The sequence below is a fragment of the Tardiphaga sp. 172_B4_N1_3 genome, assembly GCF_052076035.1.
Classification (GTDB): Bacteria; Pseudomonadota; Alphaproteobacteria; order Rhizobiales; family Xanthobacteraceae; genus Tardiphaga; species Tardiphaga robiniae.
Genome location: NZ_CP197238.1, coordinates 3,237,128 through 3,256,278, shown reverse-complemented (window position 1 = coordinate 3,256,278; position 19,151 = coordinate 3,237,128). Strand labels below are relative to the sequence as shown.

The 19,151-nt window shown below is 62.6% G+C and carries 17 protein-coding genes; 13 read left to right on the top strand and 4 right to left on the bottom strand.

Annotated features, from left to right (window positions below):
• The first annotated feature begins 18 nt into the window (after positions 1-18).
• Positions 19-639: a pyridoxamine 5'-phosphate oxidase family protein gene (locus tag AB7783_RS15390; RefSeq protein ID WP_068735219.1), complete on the top strand. Its 621-nt coding sequence runs from the start codon at positions 19-21 to the stop codon at positions 637-639.
• Between the two features lie 252 nt (positions 640-891).
• Positions 892-1,191, top strand: coding sequence for an HU family DNA-binding protein (locus tag AB7783_RS15385; RefSeq protein WP_068735221.1), 300 nt, complete (start codon positions 892-894; stop codon positions 1,189-1,191).
• Between the two features lie 276 nt (positions 1,192-1,467).
• Here AB7783_RS15385 and AB7783_RS15380 read toward each other — a convergent pair whose 3' ends face one another.
• The 3 genes from AB7783_RS15380 to AB7783_RS15370 all read right to left on the bottom strand — a co-directional run bounded on the left by AB7783_RS15380 (position 1,468) and on the right by AB7783_RS15370 (position 3,981).
• Entirely contained in the window at positions 1,468-1,815 is a 348-nt protein-coding gene (locus AB7783_RS15380) for a 5-carboxymethyl-2-hydroxymuconate Delta-isomerase (protein ID WP_231079748.1), read from the bottom strand.
• A gap of 143 nt (positions 1,816-1,958) precedes the next feature.
• Positions 1,959-2,744, bottom strand: a complete 786-nt coding sequence (locus AB7783_RS15375) for an IclR family transcriptional regulator domain-containing protein (protein WP_439062816.1) — start codon at positions 2,742-2,744, stop codon at positions 1,959-1,961.
• Positions 2,745-2,760: 16 nt separating this feature from the next.
• On the bottom strand, positions 2,761-3,981 hold the full coding sequence (locus AB7783_RS15370) for an NAD(P)/FAD-dependent oxidoreductase (RefSeq protein ID WP_093756771.1): 1,221 nt from the start codon (positions 3,979-3,981) through the stop codon (positions 2,761-2,763).
• 243 nt (positions 3,982-4,224) lie between these two features.
• Between AB7783_RS15370 and AB7783_RS15365 the strand changes: the two genes are divergently transcribed.
• The 9 genes from AB7783_RS15365 (at position 4,225) to AB7783_RS15325 (ending at position 15,126) form a co-directional block, all read left to right on the top strand.
• Positions 4,225-5,925: an amidohydrolase gene (locus tag AB7783_RS15365; protein ID WP_441278121.1), complete on the top strand. Its 1,701-nt coding sequence runs from the start codon at positions 4,225-4,227 to the stop codon at positions 5,923-5,925.
• A gap of 36 nt (positions 5,926-5,961) precedes the next feature.
• Positions 5,962-7,329 carry an aromatic ring-hydroxylating dioxygenase subunit alpha gene (locus AB7783_RS15360; protein WP_068735228.1) on the top strand — a complete coding sequence of 456 codons (1,368 nt, stop codon included), beginning with the start codon at positions 5,962-5,964 and terminating at the stop codon, positions 7,327-7,329.
• Positions 7,330-7,360: 31 nt separating this feature from the next.
• Positions 7,361-8,797 carry a glutamine synthetase family protein gene (locus tag AB7783_RS15355; protein WP_441278120.1) on the top strand — a complete coding sequence of 479 codons (1,437 nt, stop codon included), beginning with the start codon at positions 7,361-7,363 and terminating at the stop codon, positions 8,795-8,797.
• Between the two features lie 108 nt (positions 8,798-8,905).
• Complete coding sequence (locus AB7783_RS15350) at positions 8,906-10,081, top strand: ABC transporter substrate-binding protein (RefSeq protein WP_441278119.1); 1,176 nt, start codon at positions 8,906-8,908, stop codon at positions 10,079-10,081.
• Positions 10,082-10,160: 79 nt separating this feature from the next.
• Positions 10,161-11,795, top strand: coding sequence for an amidohydrolase (locus AB7783_RS15345; protein ID WP_441278118.1), 1,635 nt, complete (start codon positions 10,161-10,163; stop codon positions 11,793-11,795).
• 8 nt (positions 11,796-11,803) lie between these two features.
• A complete protein-coding gene (locus AB7783_RS15340; RefSeq protein ID WP_184519134.1) occupies positions 11,804-12,673 on the top strand; it encodes a branched-chain amino acid ABC transporter permease in 870 nt (289 codons plus the stop codon).
• Positions 12,670-13,671, top strand: a complete 1,002-nt coding sequence (locus AB7783_RS15335) for a branched-chain amino acid ABC transporter permease (protein ID WP_441278117.1) — start codon at positions 12,670-12,672, stop codon at positions 13,669-13,671. The genes AB7783_RS15340 and AB7783_RS15335 overlap by 4 nt, the downstream gene beginning before the upstream one ends.
• The gene (locus AB7783_RS15330) at positions 13,668-14,432 is read left to right on the top strand and encodes an ABC transporter ATP-binding protein (protein ID WP_441278116.1); all 765 of its coding nucleotides are present in this window, start codon (positions 13,668-13,670) and stop codon (positions 14,430-14,432) included. Before AB7783_RS15335 ends, AB7783_RS15330 begins: the two co-directional genes overlap by 4 nt.
• Positions 14,413-15,126, top strand: a complete 714-nt coding sequence (locus AB7783_RS15325) for an ABC transporter ATP-binding protein (protein ID WP_441278115.1) — start codon at positions 14,413-14,415, stop codon at positions 15,124-15,126. Before AB7783_RS15330 ends, AB7783_RS15325 begins: the two co-directional genes overlap by 20 nt.
• A gap of 28 nt (positions 15,127-15,154) precedes the next feature.
• On the opposite strand, the gene AB7783_RS15320 is transcribed toward AB7783_RS15325, so the two are convergent.
• Complete coding sequence (locus tag AB7783_RS15320) at positions 15,155-15,328, bottom strand: DUF1328 domain-containing protein (RefSeq protein ID WP_089265352.1); 174 nt, start codon at positions 15,326-15,328, stop codon at positions 15,155-15,157.
• Positions 15,329-15,682: 354 nt separating this feature from the next.
• Between AB7783_RS15320 and AB7783_RS15315 the strand changes: the two genes are divergently transcribed.
• Both AB7783_RS15315 and AB7783_RS15310 read left to right on the top strand, forming a co-directional pair.
• Entirely contained in the window at positions 15,683-17,986 is a 2,304-nt protein-coding gene (locus AB7783_RS15315) for a GumC family protein (protein WP_441278114.1), read from the top strand.
• Positions 17,986-19,140: a glycosyltransferase family 4 protein gene (locus AB7783_RS15310; protein WP_439059483.1), complete on the top strand. Its 1,155-nt coding sequence runs from the start codon at positions 17,986-17,988 to the stop codon at positions 19,138-19,140. The genes AB7783_RS15315 and AB7783_RS15310 overlap by 1 nt, the downstream gene beginning before the upstream one ends.
• Positions 19,141-19,151 lie beyond the last annotated feature (11 nt).

Below are 19,151 nucleotides of genomic sequence, written 5' to 3'. Positions count from 1 at the left end.
GCGAACGGGAGGGCGGTCATGTCAGTCATAGGAACGATCGAACAGCTCGAACAGATCTACGGTCGTTTCGATGACATTGGCGAAGCCTCCACCGCCAAGGTCGCGGACTGTGTGACGGCGCAATATCGCCGGCTGATCGAAGTGTCGCCCTTCGCGGCGCTGGCGACCACCGGCCCCGAGGGGCTGGATTGCTCGCCGCGCGGCGACCTGCCGGGCTTCGTTCGCATCCATGATGAGAAGACCCTGATGATGCCCGACCGCCGCGGTAACAACCGCGTCGACAGCCTGCGCAACATCGTGCGTGATCCGCGGATCGCGCTGCTGTTCCTGATCCCGGGCTCGGGCACGACGCTGCGCATCAATGGAGAGGCGCATCTGTCGGCGGATCCCGCATTGCTTGAATCCTTTGCGGTGACAGAGAAGGCTCCCCGCACGGTTATCGTGATGACGGTCGGAGAGATCTATTTCCAATGCGCCCGCGCCATCGTGCGGTCCGATCTCTGGAACCCTGATAAACGCGTCGATCCGAAGACCCTGCCGACGCCCGGCGAGATCCTGGCGGAGATGAGCGAGCGCCGGGTCGGCGGTCCGGAATACGATCGGCAATGGCCGGAAAGGGCGCGCCAGACCATGTGGTGAGGGGGCGAATCTGGGGGTGATTTTTGCAGTGCGTTTCTGTCGCCTGCCGCGACTCCGTAGGCCCCTTAATCTAAGTATTTTGCGCTTGCGAGGGTCCTGAAACCCTGCCGTACAAGTCGAATCGGGGTTTGATGGTCAAAAAACATCATTTTTCCCGGCAAAATCTGTGAAAATTTCATTGAGCACGGGTTTTTTCCCGTAATTCCTCATAGTGTCTGTCTCACCGAATCACGGCAAACCAAAAGGTGCAAAATGGCAGACCAAATGACGAAGTCGCAGCTCATCGAGAAAATCGCTGAGACCACTGAGCTCTCGAAGAAGGACGTCAAGGGCGTTATCGAGACCATGGCGACCCTCGGCTATAAAGAGCTGAAGAAGAGCGGCGTGTTCCTCGTTCCCGGCTTCGCCAAGTTCGTCGTCATCAAGAAGCCTGCCACCAAGGCACGCAAGGGCACCAACCCCTTCACCGGCGAAGCCATGACCTTCAAGGCCAAGCCGGCCCGCAAGATCGTGCGCGCCCGCCCGGTCAAGGCTGCGAAGGACGCGGTCTAAGCGGACCCTCGGCGCGGTCGCCCATGAGGTGACCGCAGCCGACCAGAATTGAGGACGGCGCGGCATTCCCTGGGGATGCCGCGCCGTTTTCGTTTGGGGGAGTGCCTTACCTCTCCCCGCTTGCGGGGAGAGGTCGACTGCAACGCGCGAAGCGCGTGGAAGTCGGGTGAGGGGGCTCTCCATTCGCTCCGCGCCTGCGGAGGCTCCCCCTCATCCGTCGTCGCTTCGCGACGCCACCTTCTCCCCGCAGGCGGGGAGAAGGCAGTTAGCGCGGCTCTAATCGTTCACGCGCTTCTTGTAGGCGACCGCGTCCATATCCCTGATATCGACGCTGAGGCTTTTGGTGTGCGGCAGCAGCAAAACCATTGCCGCGCGCAACGCCTCGCTCACGGCGACTTTCTGCTCGGGTGTGCGGCCCTCCAGCATCGAGACCGACAGGTGGCAGAAGCCTTCGGCCCGGCCGGCCATCAGGTGATGCGCATACGGGATCGCGCGCACCTTGATGTCGGCAGCCTTCATTACCCCGGTGGCGGCGCCGGCATTGTGCAACGCCTGCATCAGGCTGGCGATGTCGAACGCGTCGCCATGGCCGTCGGTGGAATGTTCGATGACGATATGGGGCATGAGACGACAATTCCTGGTGCGTGTTCAATCTCGGACCTCATGGTGAGGAGGCGCCACTTGGCGCCGTCTCGAACCATGAGTGTAGGGCTCCTCATCCTTCGAGACGCGGCCAAGTGGCCGCTCCTCAGGATGAGGGGACAGCGTTAAAGAAGCAGCGGCTTCACCGAATCCGCGGCATCGCGCAGCAGCGGCAGGAAGCGGTCGATCATTTCCCCGGTGGAGACGCGGTCCACATGGGCGCCCATATTGATGGCGGCGACGATGGCGCCATCGTAGCGCCGCACGGGCACGGAGATTGAGCGGAAGCCCGGTTCGGCCTCGCGGTCGACCAGCGAATAGCCTTTCTCGCGGTCGGTGATGATGGTGGCCTTCAGCAGTTCCTTGTCGATGACCGTGAACGGCGTCATTGCCACGAGGTCCATGGCATCCAGCGTCGCGGTGAGGTCGTCGTTGGAATACTTGCCCAACATGGCGCGGCCCACCGACGAGCAGAAGGCGGGCAGCCGATAGCCGAGATCGATGCCGGCAGAGAACACGCGCGCCGGGCTGGCGCGCGCGACGAAGATCACCTCGTGGCCCTCGAGCACGGCGAGTGAAGAAATCTCCTGCGCGTCGCTGGAAATGCTGTCGAGCACCGGCTGCAGGATGGTGACGACCTGATTGGACGTCATGTATGAGCCGGCCAGCGCCAGGACGCGCGGTGACAGCGCGAACAGCTTGCCGTCGCTGGTCACATAGCCTTTGCGTTCCAGCGTAAACAGGATGCGGCGCGCAGTGGCACGCGGCAGCTCGGCGGCCTTGGCGACATCGCTCAGTGTCATCGGGCGGGATTGTGTGCCGAACAGTTCGAACACGCGCAAGCCGCGATCGAGGCTCTCGATGAAGTCGGTATTGCCGCGTTCGTCGTCGGGGCGCTTGATCTTGGGCATAAGCCGTGGGTCCGCCCTATTTGCCTGCTTCGAATTTTTTCAGATCGAATGACAGGTCGGCGGCCTGTTCTGGTGTCGGCGACAGTGACGCGGTGATCAGGCGACGCGCGATCATCTGGTCGCCGGGCCGGTTGATACTGTCGACGGCCGTGAGCTTGCCGTCGCGATAATAAAACACCGAGAACTTGCCATCATCCATCGACCCGCGGATCACCGCGCTATCGGTCGGCGCGGAGAGGCCGACGATCTGCAGTTTGGCGTCATATTGATCCGACCAGAAACGCGGCACTGCGTCATAGGCTTCGGGTCTGCCGGCGATCATCGCGCCCACAGCCTTGCCCTGATCGGTGGCGTTCTGCACGGCTTCCAGCCTGACGCGGCGGCCGGCGAAGCCGTTGTGGTGATTGCTGACGTCGCCGGCGGCATAGATGTTCGGCGCGCTGGTCAGGCCATGTTCGTCGACATCGATGCCATTGGTGCAGGTGATATCCGCCTGAGCGGCCAGCTCGTCATTGGCGATGCCGCCAATGCCGGCGACGATCAGGTCGGCGCGCACCCGCAGGCCGCTGGAGCAGACGACCTCATGCACGGCGCTGTTGCCTTCGATGGCAATGACGGATTCGTTGAAGCGGATGTCGAGGCCATGGGAGCGATGGCTATCCAGAAGGAATTGCGAGATCAGCGGCGATACCGCGCGCTCCAGCAGGCGCGACTGCGCCTCGATCAGCGTCACCTTCTTGCCGGCCTTGGCGGCAGTCGATGCCACTTCGAGGCCGATGAAGCCGCCGCCGACGATGACAACATCGTTGGCTGCTTCGAGCCGCGGCTTGAGATGCAGCGCGTCATCGAGGGTGCGCAGATAGACGATGCCGTCGCGCTCATGGCCGGGCACGCTGAGCCGTCGCGCCCGTGAGCCGGTGGCGATGACGAGCTGATCGAACGGCAGGCTGTCGCCGCCGTCCAGTGCGATCCGGCCGGCCGCGCGATCGAGCCCGATGGCGCGATGGCCGAGCACCAGTTCGATGCCCTGGGTCTTGAAATAGTCCTCGCCGCGGAGGAAAAGACTGTTGTGCGCGACGTCGCCGGACAGAAATGCCTTGGACAGCGGCGGTCGCTGATAGGGCAGATGGATTTCATCGGCGACGATGCGGATGGGCGCCTGATAGCCCTTCTCGCGCGCGCTGATGCCGGCCTGGACGCCCGCGTAAGAGGCGCCGATGATCACGAGGCCGCTCACGAGCGCGCTCCCTGGGTCCGATCCGTACGCGAATTCAAAGTCTTCGACATCATCAACTCCCGAATTACGTCCGTATATTGAACAAGTGTTCGCTCCGCGCAAGGTGATGCTTTAGGCGCGAATTGCTGCATTTGCTCAGTGACGCGGCAAATCCTGCTGCAAAATTCTGCTTGCCTGGAATTAGTCTAACGATAATATTCGCACATTCGTTCGTCTATTGAACATTGTTGATGGAGCGGCGAGATGCATCTGGGTGCGAAATGTCTGATTGCAGGAGCCATTGCAATTGGCGCCTCCGTCTTGCCGGCGGTGGCGCAGCAATCTGACCCGAGCGCGCCCCAGGTCGTCCTGACGGGCGGCAAGATCCTCACCCTCGACGGCCAATCGACGATCGCGCAAGCGCTGGCCATCCGCGACGGCAAGATCCTCGCGGTCGGCAGTGACGCCGCAATCAAGCCGCTGGCCGGTCCGCAGACCCGGGTCATCGATCTCGCCGGCAAGTCGGTTGTCCCCGGCCTGATCGACACCCACGCGCATTTCAAGGCGGCCGGGCTCGGCGACTATGTGGTCAATCTCGGCGGCGCCAAGGACGTGGCCGGCGCCCTCGATCTCATTCGGGCGTTCGTTGCGAAGAAGCAGCCCGGCGCGTGGATCACGACCGGCGGCTGGCATCCGCCGTCGCAGCTGGCGGAAAAGCGCTACCTGACCCGCCAGGAACTCGACAGCGTGTCCCCCAACAATCCGGTCTATCTGCGGACCGTCGGTCATTTTTCGATGGCCAATTCGCTGGCGTTGCAGAAGGCGGGCATCGGCAAGAGTACGCCGGATCCAGCCGGCGGCGCGTTCGAGCGGGACGCGAGCGGCGACATCAATGGCGTGCTCGTCGAGACGGCGATCCCGCTGGTCGAGAACATCGTGCCGCCCTACACCGAAGACGAGGAGTTGCGGCAATATCGTCTCGCCGAGGCCGCGCTCAACCGCCTCGGTATCACCAGCGTCGTCGAGGGGGCGACAAGCGCGCGCGACACGCAGATTCTGCAGAAGCTCGCTCTGGCCGGCGATGCGACAGTGCGGGTCGGAACGATGTTTCGACCGGAGCCGCCCGCGGACTCCGCCGGTTGGGACGCCATCATGAGCGGCAACGGCGCCACTTCGGGCTTCGGCGACGATTGGCTGAAGCTCGGCGGCATCAAGATTTTCTACGACGGCGGCATGACCCTGAAGACGGCCATGATGCGCGAGGCCTATCCGGACTCCCATGACGATTATCATGGAATCGCGCAGGTCACGCCCGAGCGGCTGAAGCAGCTGGTGTCGATCGCCAACCTTCGCGGCTGGCGGGTCGGCGTTCACGTCGTTGGCGACCTCGGCGTCGATCAAGTGTTGGATGCGTTCGAAGCCGCCGACAAGGAAAAGTCGATCAAGGATCGCCGCTTCGTTTTGATCCATGCCAGCCTGATCCGCCCCGAACAGATGGAGCGGGCACGCCGCGTCGGGGCGCGGATCGATTTCCAGAACGCCTTCATGTGGGACAAGGCGGCGACGGTCGCGCGTTTCCTCGGCAGGCCGACCGCGGATCGTGCGGTCCCGACGCGCACTTTAATCGAGAAAATGGGACTGGAGAATCTCGGCGCCGGCACCGATTTCCCGGTCAATCCGCTGAACCCGTTCCTCACGATGTATATCATGGTGACGCGGAAGGACCCGGCCGGCCAGGTCTACGGCGCATCCGAAGCGATCGGGCGCGAACAGGCGCTTCGCCTCTATACTAGCGCGGCATCGCGCTACATGTTTGAGGAAACGCGGAAGGGGACGCTGGAGGCCGGCAAGCTGGCCGACCTCGTGGTGCTCTCCGCCGACTTCATGACGGTGCCGGACGAGCAGATCAAGGACATCACCGCCGATATGACGATGGTCGGCGGCAAGATTGTATTTCAGCGATAAGCGGCGCATCGCCAGAGTTATAAAGGACATTTTGCCATGATGAGCCAAGAGCAGAACGATCTGATCACTCGCATCGGGCCCAAGGCGCCGGCGGGCAAGCTGATGCGCCAGTACTGGCAGCCGGCGGCGCTGGTCGATGAGCTCGAAGGGGATCGTCCGATCCGTCCGGTCAAATTGCTCGGCGAAGACTTCGTCCTGTTCCGCGACGAGCAGGGCCGCTATGGCCTGCTCGACCGCGACTGCCCGCATCGCGGCGCCGACCTGGCGTTCGGCCGGCTCGAAGGCGGCGGCGTGCGCTGTGCGTTTCATGGCTGGCTGTTCGACGTCGAGGGCAAGTGCCTGGAGACACCGGCCGAGCCGAAGACCTCCAAGCTCTGCGCCGGCATCAAGCAGCGCGCATATCCCGTGGTCGAGAAGGGCGGCATTCTCTGGGCCTATCTGGGCGAGGGCGAGCCGCCGGCATTCCCGGAAATCGACTGTTTCGCGGCACCCGGTCAGTACACTTTCGCTTTCAAGGGCCTGTTCGAATGCAACTGGCTGCAGGCGCTGGAAGTCGGCATCGATCCTGCGCACGCCTCGTTCCTGCACCGCTTCTTCGAGGACGAGGACGTCAAGGCATCTTACGGCAAGCAGTTCCGCGGCGCATCCGCCGGCACCGAACTGCCGATGACCAAGATCCTACGCGAATATGATCGCCCGATCATCAATGTCGAAAGCACCGAATACGGTCTGCGTCTGATTGCGCTGCGCGAGCTCGACGACGAGCGTACCCATGTGCGCGTCACCAACCAGCTATTCCCGCATGGTTTTGTCATCCCCATGAGCACGGAGATGACGATCACCCAGTGGCACGTGCCGGTGGATGACGAGAACTGCTATTGGTATGCGATCTTCACCAGCTACACGACGCCGGTCGACAAGAAGAAGATGACCGACCAGCGGCTCGAACTTTACGAGCTGCCGAACTACACCTCGCGCAAGAACAAGACCAACGACTACGGCTTCAATCCGCACGAGCAGAAGCACGAGACCTATACCGGCATGGGCGCCGACATCAATGTCCACGACCAGTGGGCAGTGGAATCGATGGGCAAGATCCAGGACCGAACCCGCGAGCATCTCGGCTCCAGCGACAAGGCGATCATCGCCTATCGCAAGCTGCTGCGTGCGGAGATCGAGAAGGTTGCCGGCGGCCAGCGGCCGATGATGTCTCTCGATGCGGACACCGCGCGCAGCATTCAGGGCCCGGGCACCATGGACGGCATCGGGCCGACCAAGGGCTGGGAAACCTACTGGATGGAAGTCGACGTCGCCCGTCGTCGCGGTGCGCCATGGATGGCAGCCGCTCCGGCCGACCAGACCGAGCCGGGGTCCAATGTCATCCATCTGCCGGCGGCAGAGTGAAGATCGATCAGAACAGCCGCGGGAGAGTGCGTTGAGTTTCGTTGAACGTCACGGTTTGTGGTCCGCGGAGCAAAAGGAAGCAGCCGTCCGGCTGCGCAGCATGGTCGAAGAGCACAAGCTCGAAGTGATCCGGCTGTCGTTTCCGGATCAGCACGGCATCCTGCGCGGCAAGACGCTGATCGCCAGCGAGGCATTGCGCTGTCTCGAAAGCGGCTGCTCGATCACCACGACCATGTTCGCCAAGGACACGTCGCACAAGACGGTGTTTCCGGTGTTCACCGCCGGCGGCGGCTTCGGCATTCCCGAAATGCAGGGCGCGGCCGACGTGTTGATGATCCCGGATCCGACCACGTTCCGGATCCTGCCATGGGCGCCGGAAACCGGCTGGGTGCTGTGCGACGTGCATTTCGCCGATGGCCGCCCGGTGCCGTTCGCGACGCGCAATCTCTACAAGAAGGTGCTCGGCGATCTCGGCAGCCGTGGTTACGATTTCGTCGCCGGTCTTGAAGTCGAATTTCATATCTTCAACGTCGAGAACAACCGCATGAAGCCGGAGGATGCCGGCCAGCCCGGCAATCCGCCGGAGGTCAGTCTTCTCTCGCACGGCTACAACTATCTCACCGAACAGCGCTACGACCAGATGGAGCCGGTGCTCGAAATCATCCGGCGTGATGTGATCGCGCTTGGTCTCCCATTACGTTCGGTGGAGGTCGAATACGGCCCGAGCCAGTGCGAATTCACCTTTGCGCCGACGGTGGGACTGACGCCGGCCGACAGCATGGTGCTGTTCCGCAGCGCCGTGAAGCAGATTGCGCATCGCCACGGCTATCACGCCACCTTCATGTGCCGGCCGAAGATTCCGAACGTCGTGTCGTCTGGCTGGCATTTGCATCAGTCGATCGTATCGCGTGCAACCGGCGCAAACGCGTTCATGCCGACCGAGGGCACGCGGCCGCTGTCCTCATTCGGGCAGGGCTATCTCGCGGGGCTTCTTACGCATGCGCGCGCGGCGACCGTATTCACGACACCGACCATCAACGGCTACAAGCGCTATCGCTCCTATTCGCTGGCGCCGGATCGTGCAATCTGGGGCCGCGACAATCGCGGCGCGATGCTGCGCGTCCTCGGCGGTGCCGGCGATTCCGCGACGCGTATCGAAAATCGCGTCGGCGAGCCCGCCGCTAATCCCTATCTCTATATGTCGTCACAGATCCTCTCGGGTCTCGACGGCGTCGATCGCAAGCTCGATCCGGGGCCATCAGCCGACACGCCTTACGAGACCAATGCCGATCTGCTGCCAAAGTCGCTGCGCGAGGCGACCTTCGCGCTCAAGGAAGATCCTTTCTTCCGCGAGAAGATGGGCGCGACGATGGTTGACTATTATACGCATATCAAGAATGCCGAGATCGATCGCTTCCAGGCGGAAGTCTCCGACTGGGAGCAGCGCGAATACTTCGAGATGTTCTGACGCGTCATTTCGGCGCGCTGATGCCGGATCAAACGAGCCATCTCGGCACGTTTATTGAATACAGGTTTGCCGAATAGCTTTCTTAACTTTCCAACGGGGACAACCGCAATGAACAGACGCAGCCAATCCATTCTTGCACTGGCCATTCTCGGCATGATGACCGGCACGGCCTCCGCCGACACCATCAAGGTCGGCGTGATCGGCACCATGTCGGGCCCTTACGCGCTGTTTGGCAAGAACTTCAAGATGGGCATCGACGCCTGGGTCGCCGAGCATGGCACCAAAGCAGGCAAGCATGATGTCGAATTCATCTATCGCGATGAAGAGAGCCCGAATCCCGCCAAGTCAAAGGCGCTGGCGCAGGAGCTGCTGGTCAAGGACAAGGTGCAATACCTCGCTGGCGTCTATTTCACGCCGAACGCGATGGCCATCGCGCCGCTGCTGGAAGAATCCAAGACGCCGCTGATCGTGATGAATGCGGCGACCTCGTCGATCGTCGAGAAGAGCCCCTATATCGTCCGTACCTCGTTCACGATGTGGCAGAACACCGTGCCTGCCGCGAAAATTGCGTTGAAGAACGGCGCCAAGAAGGTGGCCATCGCGGTCAGCGATTACGGTCCGGGTGTCGATGCTGAAGCGGCATTCAAGAAGACGTTCGAAGGTGAGGGCGGCGCGGTAGTCGAAGCGGTTCGCATTCCGCTCGCCACCACCGACTTCAGCCCGATCATGCAGCGCATCAAGGATTCCGGCGCGGATACCATCTTCACCTTCCTGCCATCCGGCCCGCCGACGCTGGGGTTCGTCAAGGCCTATATCGACAACGGGTTGAAAGCCGGCGGTGTCAAGCTGATGTCGACCGGTGACGTCGTCACCGAGCCGGATCTGCCGAATATCGGCGATGCCGGCATCGGTATCCTCTCGACCTATCACTATTCGGTGTCGCACGACTCCAAGGAAAATGCAGCCTTCCTTGCCACCATAAAGAAGGGCGGCGGCAACCTCGACGAAGTCACCATGACATCGGTCGCGGCCTATGACGGCGCGCGCTTGATCTACAAGATGATCGAGGCCACCGACGGCAAGCGCGATGCCGCCAAGGCGGTCGATGCCGTCAAGGACATGAAGTGGGTCTCGCCGCGTGGTCCGGTGTCGATCGATCCCACCACGCGTCACATTCGCCAGAACGTCTATCTGCGCAGTGTGGAGAAGGTGGACGGCAAGCTGATCAACAAGGAGAGCCAGACCTTCGCCGATCAGCCGGACTGGGCGCTGAGCACGAAGTAGGCAATGCCGGGGATTCCGCCTCGTTGCGGAATCCCCCTCTTTCTGCGACATCGTCGCGCGAGATGAGATTTCCTTCGACATGACCAGCCGCGCGCGCTCGCTTCGATTGACCAACGCCCGCATCTATCGTTCTGCCTGGGATGAAACCCCAGCGGACAGCATCGTTGTCTGCGATGGCAAGGTGGTCTGGATTGGTGCAGCAGATGTTGCGCCAGCTGCCGACGAGACGATCGATCTCGCGGGCGCCACCGTCATTCCGGGCCTCACCGACGCGCATATTCATCTGTTCGCCATCGCCCATGCGCGACTGCAGGTGCCGGTGACGCCGCGCGATGCGCCCACGATATCCGATGTGCTTGATTTGCTGGGTGCGCGTGCGCGCGCCATTCCAAGTGATAAATGGGTCTACGGCGCGGGCCTCGATGAGAACGGACTGGCCGAGCATCGGCTGCCGACACGGGCCGAGATCGACGTCGTCATTCCCGATCATCCGGTGCTGATCCGCCGCTTCTGCGGTCATGTCGCCGTCGTCAACAGTGCCGCGCTGCGACTGCTGGGCATCGACGATGCCACTGCCGACCCGGAAGGCGGGACGTTCGGGCGCTCCGAGGATGGCCGACTGGACGGCAGCGCCAAAGAAAGCGCAGCCGAACTGATATTCCGTGCTGCGCCGCCGATGGATCGCAATGAGCTCACCGCAGCTCTGCGCGCGACGATTGCCGATAGCGCCAGGTTAGGTCTTGTTGCTGTCGTAGAAGCCGCGGTCGGATTCACCGTCGGCTTCGATGATGAATTCGCTATCTGGAACGAGATCCGCGCAAATGGCGATGTGCTGCCAATGCGGCTCGGCTTCATGAACCAGCTCGACCCGGCTGAAGCGGCGGCGCGTGGGCTGGCGCCGACGCAAGACGCCGACTGGCAGTCGATGACGCTGAAATATTTCGCCGATGGCATCGTCGGCGCACGAACGTCGGCGGTGAGCGAGGATTTCTTCGATACGCCATCTCGCGGCATGTTCATGCGCGATGAAACCGAACTGCAGCGCGTGATCGCGGAGGCCCATGCGGACGGCTGGCAGGTTGCCGTTCATTGTACCGGCGATCGCGGAATCGACTGCATCATCGAAGCCTATGAGAAGGCGCAGGCCGGGCGTCCCCGTGCGGATGCACGGCATCGCATCGAACATTACTTCGTGCCGCCCGCCGGTGGGCTGGCGCGGATGAAGGCATTGGGCGCGCTCGTCGTCACCCAGCCAAGTTTTCTTACCCGGATGCGGCGCTCGATTACCGGCGCCTTTGGCCCGCGCGCCGATCGTTGCTATCCGGGCCGTTCGGTGATCGACGCGGGGGTAACTTACATCGCCAGCTCCGATGCGCCGACCGGGTCGTGGTCTCCGTGGGATGGCATCGCCGATGCGGTGAGCCGCGCCTCGGACAGCGGTGCGCCGATCGGGCAGGGTGAAGCCATCAGCGTCCGCGAAGCCATTCACAGCTATACGGTCGGTGGCGCCATCGCGATGAAGCAGGAAGACTGGCGCGGCACGCTGATGCCGGGCATGGCGGCCGATCTGATCGCCCTTGATCGCGATCCCTTCGCCGCCGACTGCCTCCCTCTGAAAGAGACGAAGGTGTTACTCACCATGGTGCGCGGAGCTGTCGTCCATGACGCGATGCCGCAGTTTCCGGAATGGCGCTCGGGCGCTGCTTCGGCATAGGATCAATCATGCGTACCGTCTTCAGCATCATGACCGACGCCGTCGCCTACGGGATGGTGCTGTTCATCATTTCCATCGGCCTGTCCATCATGATGGGGCTGATGCGCGTCGTGAACCTCGCCCATGGCGCTTTCGCCATGATTGGCGGCTATCTGGCCTCTTATGCGATCCGCGACCTGCATGTGCATTACAGCGTCGCGATCCTGATGGCGGTAGTCGGCACCATCATCGTGTCGATCCCGTTCGAGATTTTGCTGTATCGCCGGATCTACCGGAAGTCCGATCCGCTGATTCAGGTGCTGATGACCATTGGCATCACGTTCTTCATCATCGGCATCGTCAATTTCATCTTCGGCCCGTCGCTGAAATCGATTCCGCTGCCACAGACCCTCAGTGGTCCGCTCGATATCGGTTTCCGCATGCTGCCGACCCATCGCATCTTTGTCATCGCCTGCGGCGTGGTTACGGCGCTGGCGCTGTGGCTTCTGATCGAGAAGACGGAGTTCGGAATCAAGCTACGCGCCTCGGTCGATCATAGTGGTATGGCGGACGCCTTGGGCATCCGCACCGAAATCATCTATGCAGTGACCTTCGCGCTGGCGATCGGGCTCGGCGCATTCGGTGGCGTGGTCGGCGCGGAGATCCTGCCGATCGAACCATTCTATGCACTGCGTTATATGGTGACGTTCCTCGTCGTGGTCTCTGTCGGCGGCGCAGGCTCGATCCTTGGTGCTCTGTCGGCGTCGCTCCTGCTCGGCCTCGCCGACACCACAGGCAAGTATCTCGCGCCGGAGTTCGGCGACTTCTTCTTCTATCTGTCGGTGATCTTCGTCGTGTTCCTGTTTCCGCATGGCCTATTTGGCAGGTCGCACGCATGAGCGAGATCGTCGCGACCCATGTTCCGCACAAACGCAGCATTCCCTTCGGTCAGGAGGCGGCAGGTGCGCTGAGTATCATCGTGCTCGGTGCCATCGGCTACTTTCTGTATCCGGACGATCTGGCGTTCCTGACGCGGCTGATCGGCATCGCATTCCTGGTGCTGTCGCTCGATCTGGTCACCGGTTATTGCGGCGTCGCCACCCTCGGCCATGCCGCGCAATTCGGCGTCGGCACCTATGCCGCCGGCATTGCTTGCGTGCGTGGCATTACCGATCCCGTCGCTTTGCTGGCGATTGGCGTGTTTGCGGGAACGGTCATGGGGCTGATCTCCGGTGCGCTGATCACGCGGTTTCGCGGGCTCCCACAACTGGTGCTGTCGATTGCCGTGGGGCAATTGGTCGCCGCACTTGCCAACAAGCTGTCGTGGCTGACCGGCGGCAGCGACGGCCTGTCAGGCATCACACCGGGCAAGGTGTTCGGCATCTTCAATTTCGACATGTATAGCCGCACGGCATTTTTGTTCTCGCTGGGCGTGCTGGTCATTGTCTTCGTGCTGCTGCAGCGTTTCGTACGCTCGCCGTTCGGTCTGATGTGCCGCGGCATCAAGGATGACGATCTGCGCGCCAAGATGATCGGCGTCTCGATCTATCCGCGCCTTGTCGTGATGTATGGCGTCGCTGGTGCTGTTGCCGGGATCGGTGGAGCGCTGACGGCGATCAGCACCGGCGTCGTCGGTCTCGATAGCGTCAGCTTCGAACGATCCGCTGAAGTTCTGGTGATGCTGGTGCTTGGCGGTGCCGGGCATCTGTGGGGCGCGCTGGCGGGGACGATCATCTTCATGATCTTCGAGCACATCGTGGCCGCCGCCAATCCGTTCCACTGGATGACGCTGGTCGGCCTGCTGCTGATCCTGATTGTGGTCTTCGCGCCGCGCGGGCTGATCGAACCAGTGCTGTCGCTGGCCTCCCGCTTCAAGCGCAAGGGAGAGGCGGCATGACCAATCTCCTCGAAGCCCGCGGCGTGTCGTGCTCGTTCGGCGGTCTGCATGTGACGCGCGACGTCAATTTCAAATTGACTGCCGGTGACCGCGTCGCGCTGATCGGCCCGAACGGCGCTGGCAAGACCACGCTCGTCAATCTGATCACCGGCGACATCGCGCCGAGCGAAGGTCAGTTCTTCATGGCCGGTGACGAGATCACCGGTCTCAGCATTCCGGATCGCGTGCGTCGCGGTCTGGTGCGCACGTTCCAGACCACGCGGCTGTTTGCCAATCTCACCGTCGCCGACAATGTCGCGTTGGCGATCATGCAGCGCAAGCGGATCACGCGCCGGTTTTTCTCGTCATCGACTGAGCTGCCGGAGGTGCGTGGGGAGTGGAGCGAGATTCTTAGCCATCTAGGTCTCGACAGGCTGGCCTATCGCAGGGTGGTCGAGCTCGCTTACGGACAGCAGCGCCTGATCGAGCTTGCCATCGGCCTTGCGCTGCATCCGAAGGTACTCCTGCTCGACGAGCCCGCCGCCGGCGTGCCGCATGACGAGGCGCCCAAAATCCTTGAGGCGATCAATCGGCTGCCACCTGATATCGCCGTGTTAATGATCGAGCACGACATGGATCTGGTGTTCAAGTTCGCCAGGCGCGTGCTGGTGCTGGCGGCCGGGCGGTTGATCTTCGAGGGATCGCCTGATCAGGTCACCGCCGATCACGAAGTGCGCCGCGCGTATTTGGGGAGCTATGCCGATGCCCGCCGCGCCACTTGATATCCAGAACCTGAGTGCCGGCTACGGCCCGACGCGGATCATTGAGGGCATTTCGTTCTCGGTGAAAGCAGGTGATCGTCTCGCCGTGCTCGGCCGCAACGGTATGGGCAAGACCACGCTGCTGGCGACGCTGATGGGCCTGACGACTCGTCACGGCGGCGAGATCAGGATCGGCGACCAGGACGTCACGGCCAAGCGGACCTCGGCGCGCGCGGATCTCGGGATCGGCTATGTGCCGCAGACCCGCGACATTTTCGCCTCGCTGACGGTGGAGGAGAATCTGCGCACCGGGCTGAAGGGGCGGCCGGCGTCGGCGCTCGATGAAGCCTATGCGATGTTTCCGCGGCTACGCGAACGCCGCGGCAATTACGGCAAGCAGCTGTCAGGCGGTGAGCAGCAGATGCTGTCGATGGCCCGGACACTGCTGGGTAAGCCCTCGATCCTGTTGCTGGACGAGCCGCTGGAAGGCCTCGCGCCCGTGATCTGCGACGAGCTGATGGCATTGCTGACGAAGCTGGCCGCCACCAATGAAGTCACCATCATTCTGGTCGAACAGCAAATCGAGCGTGCGCTGGATTTCGCGAGCAGCGTCATGGTGATGGAGCGGGGCCGTACCAGCTGGAGCGGTACGCCGGATGTGCTGACTGCCGACCGCGCGCTGGTCGATCGGCTGGTCGGCGTCGGCATTCACTAAATTTCGGATTGGCGCGCCGCCCGGCGCGTCAGGCCCGAAAGATCGTGATCCCCAATACCAGCAGCACGATGCAGATCACGAGGAAGATATAAAAAAGTACGCGTGCGACATCCGCCGTGGCGGCGGAAATGCCGGTGAAGCCGAACAGGCCGGCGGCGACGGAAATCAGAAAGAAGATCAGCGCCCATTTCAGAAGGCTCATCGGGGAACTCCGGTTACGGCAGTTCCGGAACGCCCCGCTGCGAGATTTGGTTCCGGCTCGCAACCAAAGCTGCCATTCGTACCTAGCTCGCTAATGCGGCACCGGCCCGGGGGGGGGGGTAACAGCCTACTAATTAGGCAGCGCAAAGGCATTGGTTAGCATTTTAAACCTGCCCTTAACCAAAACATCCCTAATGAATGGATAGTAGACCTGCTCCCCGCAGTGGATTTGTGGTTCGGGGGACAAAGGGTTCAGTATGCGTGTCGCGGTCGGTCATGGGTGGTTGCGCTGGGTGAGCACCGTTACGGCGCAGGGATGTGCGGTGCCAGCGCCCCGTAGTAAAGTCTGACGCGCATGTTCACCAAACGCGCCATCGTTACGAATACGGAAGCCGCCGATGGCGCGGCGGGCGAGAGCCCGCTGCTCAGGGTTTGGCGCAATCGTAGCCTGTTCGGCGCTGTGTTTCTCGGCGTGATGATCCTGACGGTCATTGCGCTGGTCGTGCTGCCCGTGCGCTATCTCGCCACAGGTTCGGTGATCGTCGCCGAGCAGGAGCCCAGCAATAGCAATGCATCGGCCGCATGGGCGCAGAAGATCGGCGACCCCGCCGACGTCGAAAGCCAACTGCTGATTGCGCGCTCGCCGCGGGTGATGCGGCTCGCCATGCAGCAGCCGGGCGTCACGGAAGCCGCGATTGAAGAGTGTCAGAGCAGGAGCAGCAGCTCCACCTGCGAAAAGATGAAGACTGATACGGCGGCGCTGATCGACTATGTGTCGGGAAATTTCGCGATCGGTGCTGTCGGACGTTCGCGCGTCATCAATATCTCCTACACTTCGTCGATCCCCGAAGTCGCGCAGAAGATGGCGAATGCGCTGACCAATGCGTTTCTCGACGAGCAGCGGACATCGGGTGCGAGCAGCCGCGAGGTTGCCGCGTCCTATCTCTGGAAGGAAGCCAAGCAGCTGGATGCAGAGTTGCGCGATGCCGATGCCAAGATCCAGGCATTTCGCCGCAACAAGGGCCTGATGCGCGGATCGCTGGCGCCGATCAGCTCGGAGCGGCTGAGCAGTATCAGCCAGCAGCTGTCGACCGCCGAGACCGCGCGTGCCGATGCGCTCGCCCGCCTGCAGGAAATCAAGACCAATCAGGCGCGCGCTGCCGACTCGCCGTCAGTGCTGTCGAACCGTTCGATCGCCGATCTCAAGCAGCAGCTCACGGTTGTCACTGCGCAGCTCGCCAGCCAGGCCAATGTACTGGGGCCGCGGCACCCGTCGCTGCGTGCGCTGGAGCAGGAGCAGTCCGCGATCAAGGAGCGCATGGCCACGGAAGTGGCGAGCATTGCAGCCAGCGCGCAGAAGGCGTTCGACGCCAATGATGCCCTCGTGAACGCACTCAAAAAGCAGATGGATGCCGTGAAGGCTGAAGTCGGCTCGGCGACATCGGACGAAGCCTCGATCGAGAGCATGGTGCGCAGCACCGAGATCAAGCGCCAGCAATATGCCGATCTCTACAAGCGCGCCAGCGAACTCGAAACCGAGCGGCGCGTGCTCATTGGCAATACACGACTGGTCAGCCTTGCCGAACTTCCGACCAAGCCGTTTTTCCCGAAGAAAATTCCGTTCCTGGCCGCTGGCGGCACGCTCGGCCTGCTGCTCGCATTCGTCGCAGCCTTCTTCGGCGATCGCGTCAATCTTGCGGGTCTGTCCCGGCTGCGGACTGCAACTATTCGCCCGACGCGCGCAGCCGCGCCAGCGCCCACGCCGGAGCCTGTCGCCGTTGTTGCGCCAGTCGCTCCGCCGACACCTGTCCAGGCGACTGCCCCAGTGGCGCCGCGTCCCGGACCACCGCCAGCGGCGGCATTGTCATCGGAGCTGGCCGTCGTCACCGGCGCACCCATTCTGGCACGATTGCCGACCGTCAAGCGCGATCCGTCGGAATCGCCGATCGGTGCGATCCTCACGGCGCAGTCCGGCGCCTCGCTGTCGCGTGCGCTGCCGCTCGCGCTGCAGGATAGGCACTATCAGGATGCACTCCGCGATCTGGCGACGGGCCTGCTGACGTCGAACGACGCCAGGACACGCCGCAAGATTCTGGTCGCGTCGCCGACGACGGCCGAGGGCAAAACGTTTCTGACCCTGACCCTGGCGCAATATCTCGCAACGGCTGGCCGCAGCGTGCTGGTGATCGAATGCGATTTCGGCGCGCCGAAGTTCGAAACAGCCTTGGGCTTGCGCAGCAGCATGGGGCTGCAGGGAATTCTGCGCGGCGACATCACGCCGCGCGAAGCGGTGGTCCGCACCGCGACTCCCAATCTCGACGTCATTCCTGCCGGGCCGTTCTCGGCATCCGCCGAATTGCTGATGCGTAAACCGCTCGGCGATCTCCTGCTCTGGAGCCAGATCTACGACGTTGTCCTGATCGACGCGCCGTCGCCGGGCATCCAGACCGATCTGGGCGTGCTGGCCAGGCAGGTCGATGGCGTGCTGCTCTGCATGCGTTCCGGCCGCTCGTCGATCGGGCAGGCAGTGGCGACATCCAGCGCGATCCGTGTCGCGGGCGGCAGCGTCTTCGGCATTGCCGTCACGATGATGCCGGACGCCAATACGCCGAGCGGCACAGACCGGGTTTCGAATAATGCCTATGCCGGAGCGACGTGATGCCCGCTCCCAGCGTTCTGTTCGTCTGCCATACGGGCTCGATCTCCGGCGCTGAACTCGTGCTGATCGATCTCGTTCAGCCATGGGCGGGCGAGGCGGCCTTCCTGTTCGAGGATGGCCCGCTGCATCAGGCGCTTGCAGCTAAGGGCCTGAAGGTGCGTGTGTCGCGCTGGGGCGAGGGGCTCTCGGATGTCAGGCGCGACAGCTCAATCCTGAAAGCCTTTCCGCTGATTGGTCGGCTCGGGGCCATCATTGCCGAATTGACGCGCGAGGCGCGCCGCCATGACGTCATTTATGCGAACTCGCAGAAAGCCTTTGTGTTATCGGCCGTCGCCGCCACGCTGGCGCGGCGTCCGCTGATCTGGCACCTGCACGATATCATCAGCAGTGAGCATTTCGGCGCCACGCAGCGCCGCGTGCAGGTGGCGCTAGCGAATTATTGTACGGCAAAGGTGATCGTTCCTTCGCAAGCTGCTGCAGATGCCTTCATTGCCCAAGGCGGCCGCAAGCAGCTGGTCGCGATCGTGCCCAACGGTCTTGATGTGCCGCCGGACGCTAGCACGCCGCTTGAGATCAGGCGCGAGTTGAAATTGCCCGAAGGACCGCTCGTCGGCGTCTTCAGCCGCCTCGCGGCCTGGAAGGGGCAGCATATCGTGTTGCAGGCTCTCGCAAAGACGCCGGGCGTTAGCTGTATTATTGCAGGAGCTGCGCTGTTTGGCGAAGAGCCTTATGCCGAGAAGCTCAACCGGATGGTGGCGGATCTCGGTCTTGGCGATCGCGTGCATTTCCTCGGCCAGCGCGGCGACGTGCCGAGGCTGATGCGCGCCGTCGATGCGATGATCCATCCGTCGATTGATCCCGAGCCCTTCGGTCGCACGCTCGTCGAAGCCATGCTCGCCGATGTGCCTGTGATTGCGACGGATGCCGGTGCGGCGTCTGATATTCTCGAAGCCGGCAAGGCCGGGACGCTGGTGCCGCCAGGGGACGCCGATGCGCTGGCCGCCGCTATTACCAAGGTCATGTCGCGCCCGCCTGAACTGGCGAGCCAGTTGCACTATGCCGAAGCGCGGGCGCGCTCGCATTACAGCGTCGATCAGATGCTGCAGACGGTTTCAAACTTGATCGGGCGAGCGGCTGCCGGAGCTCCCGTGTGACCGCGTATCGC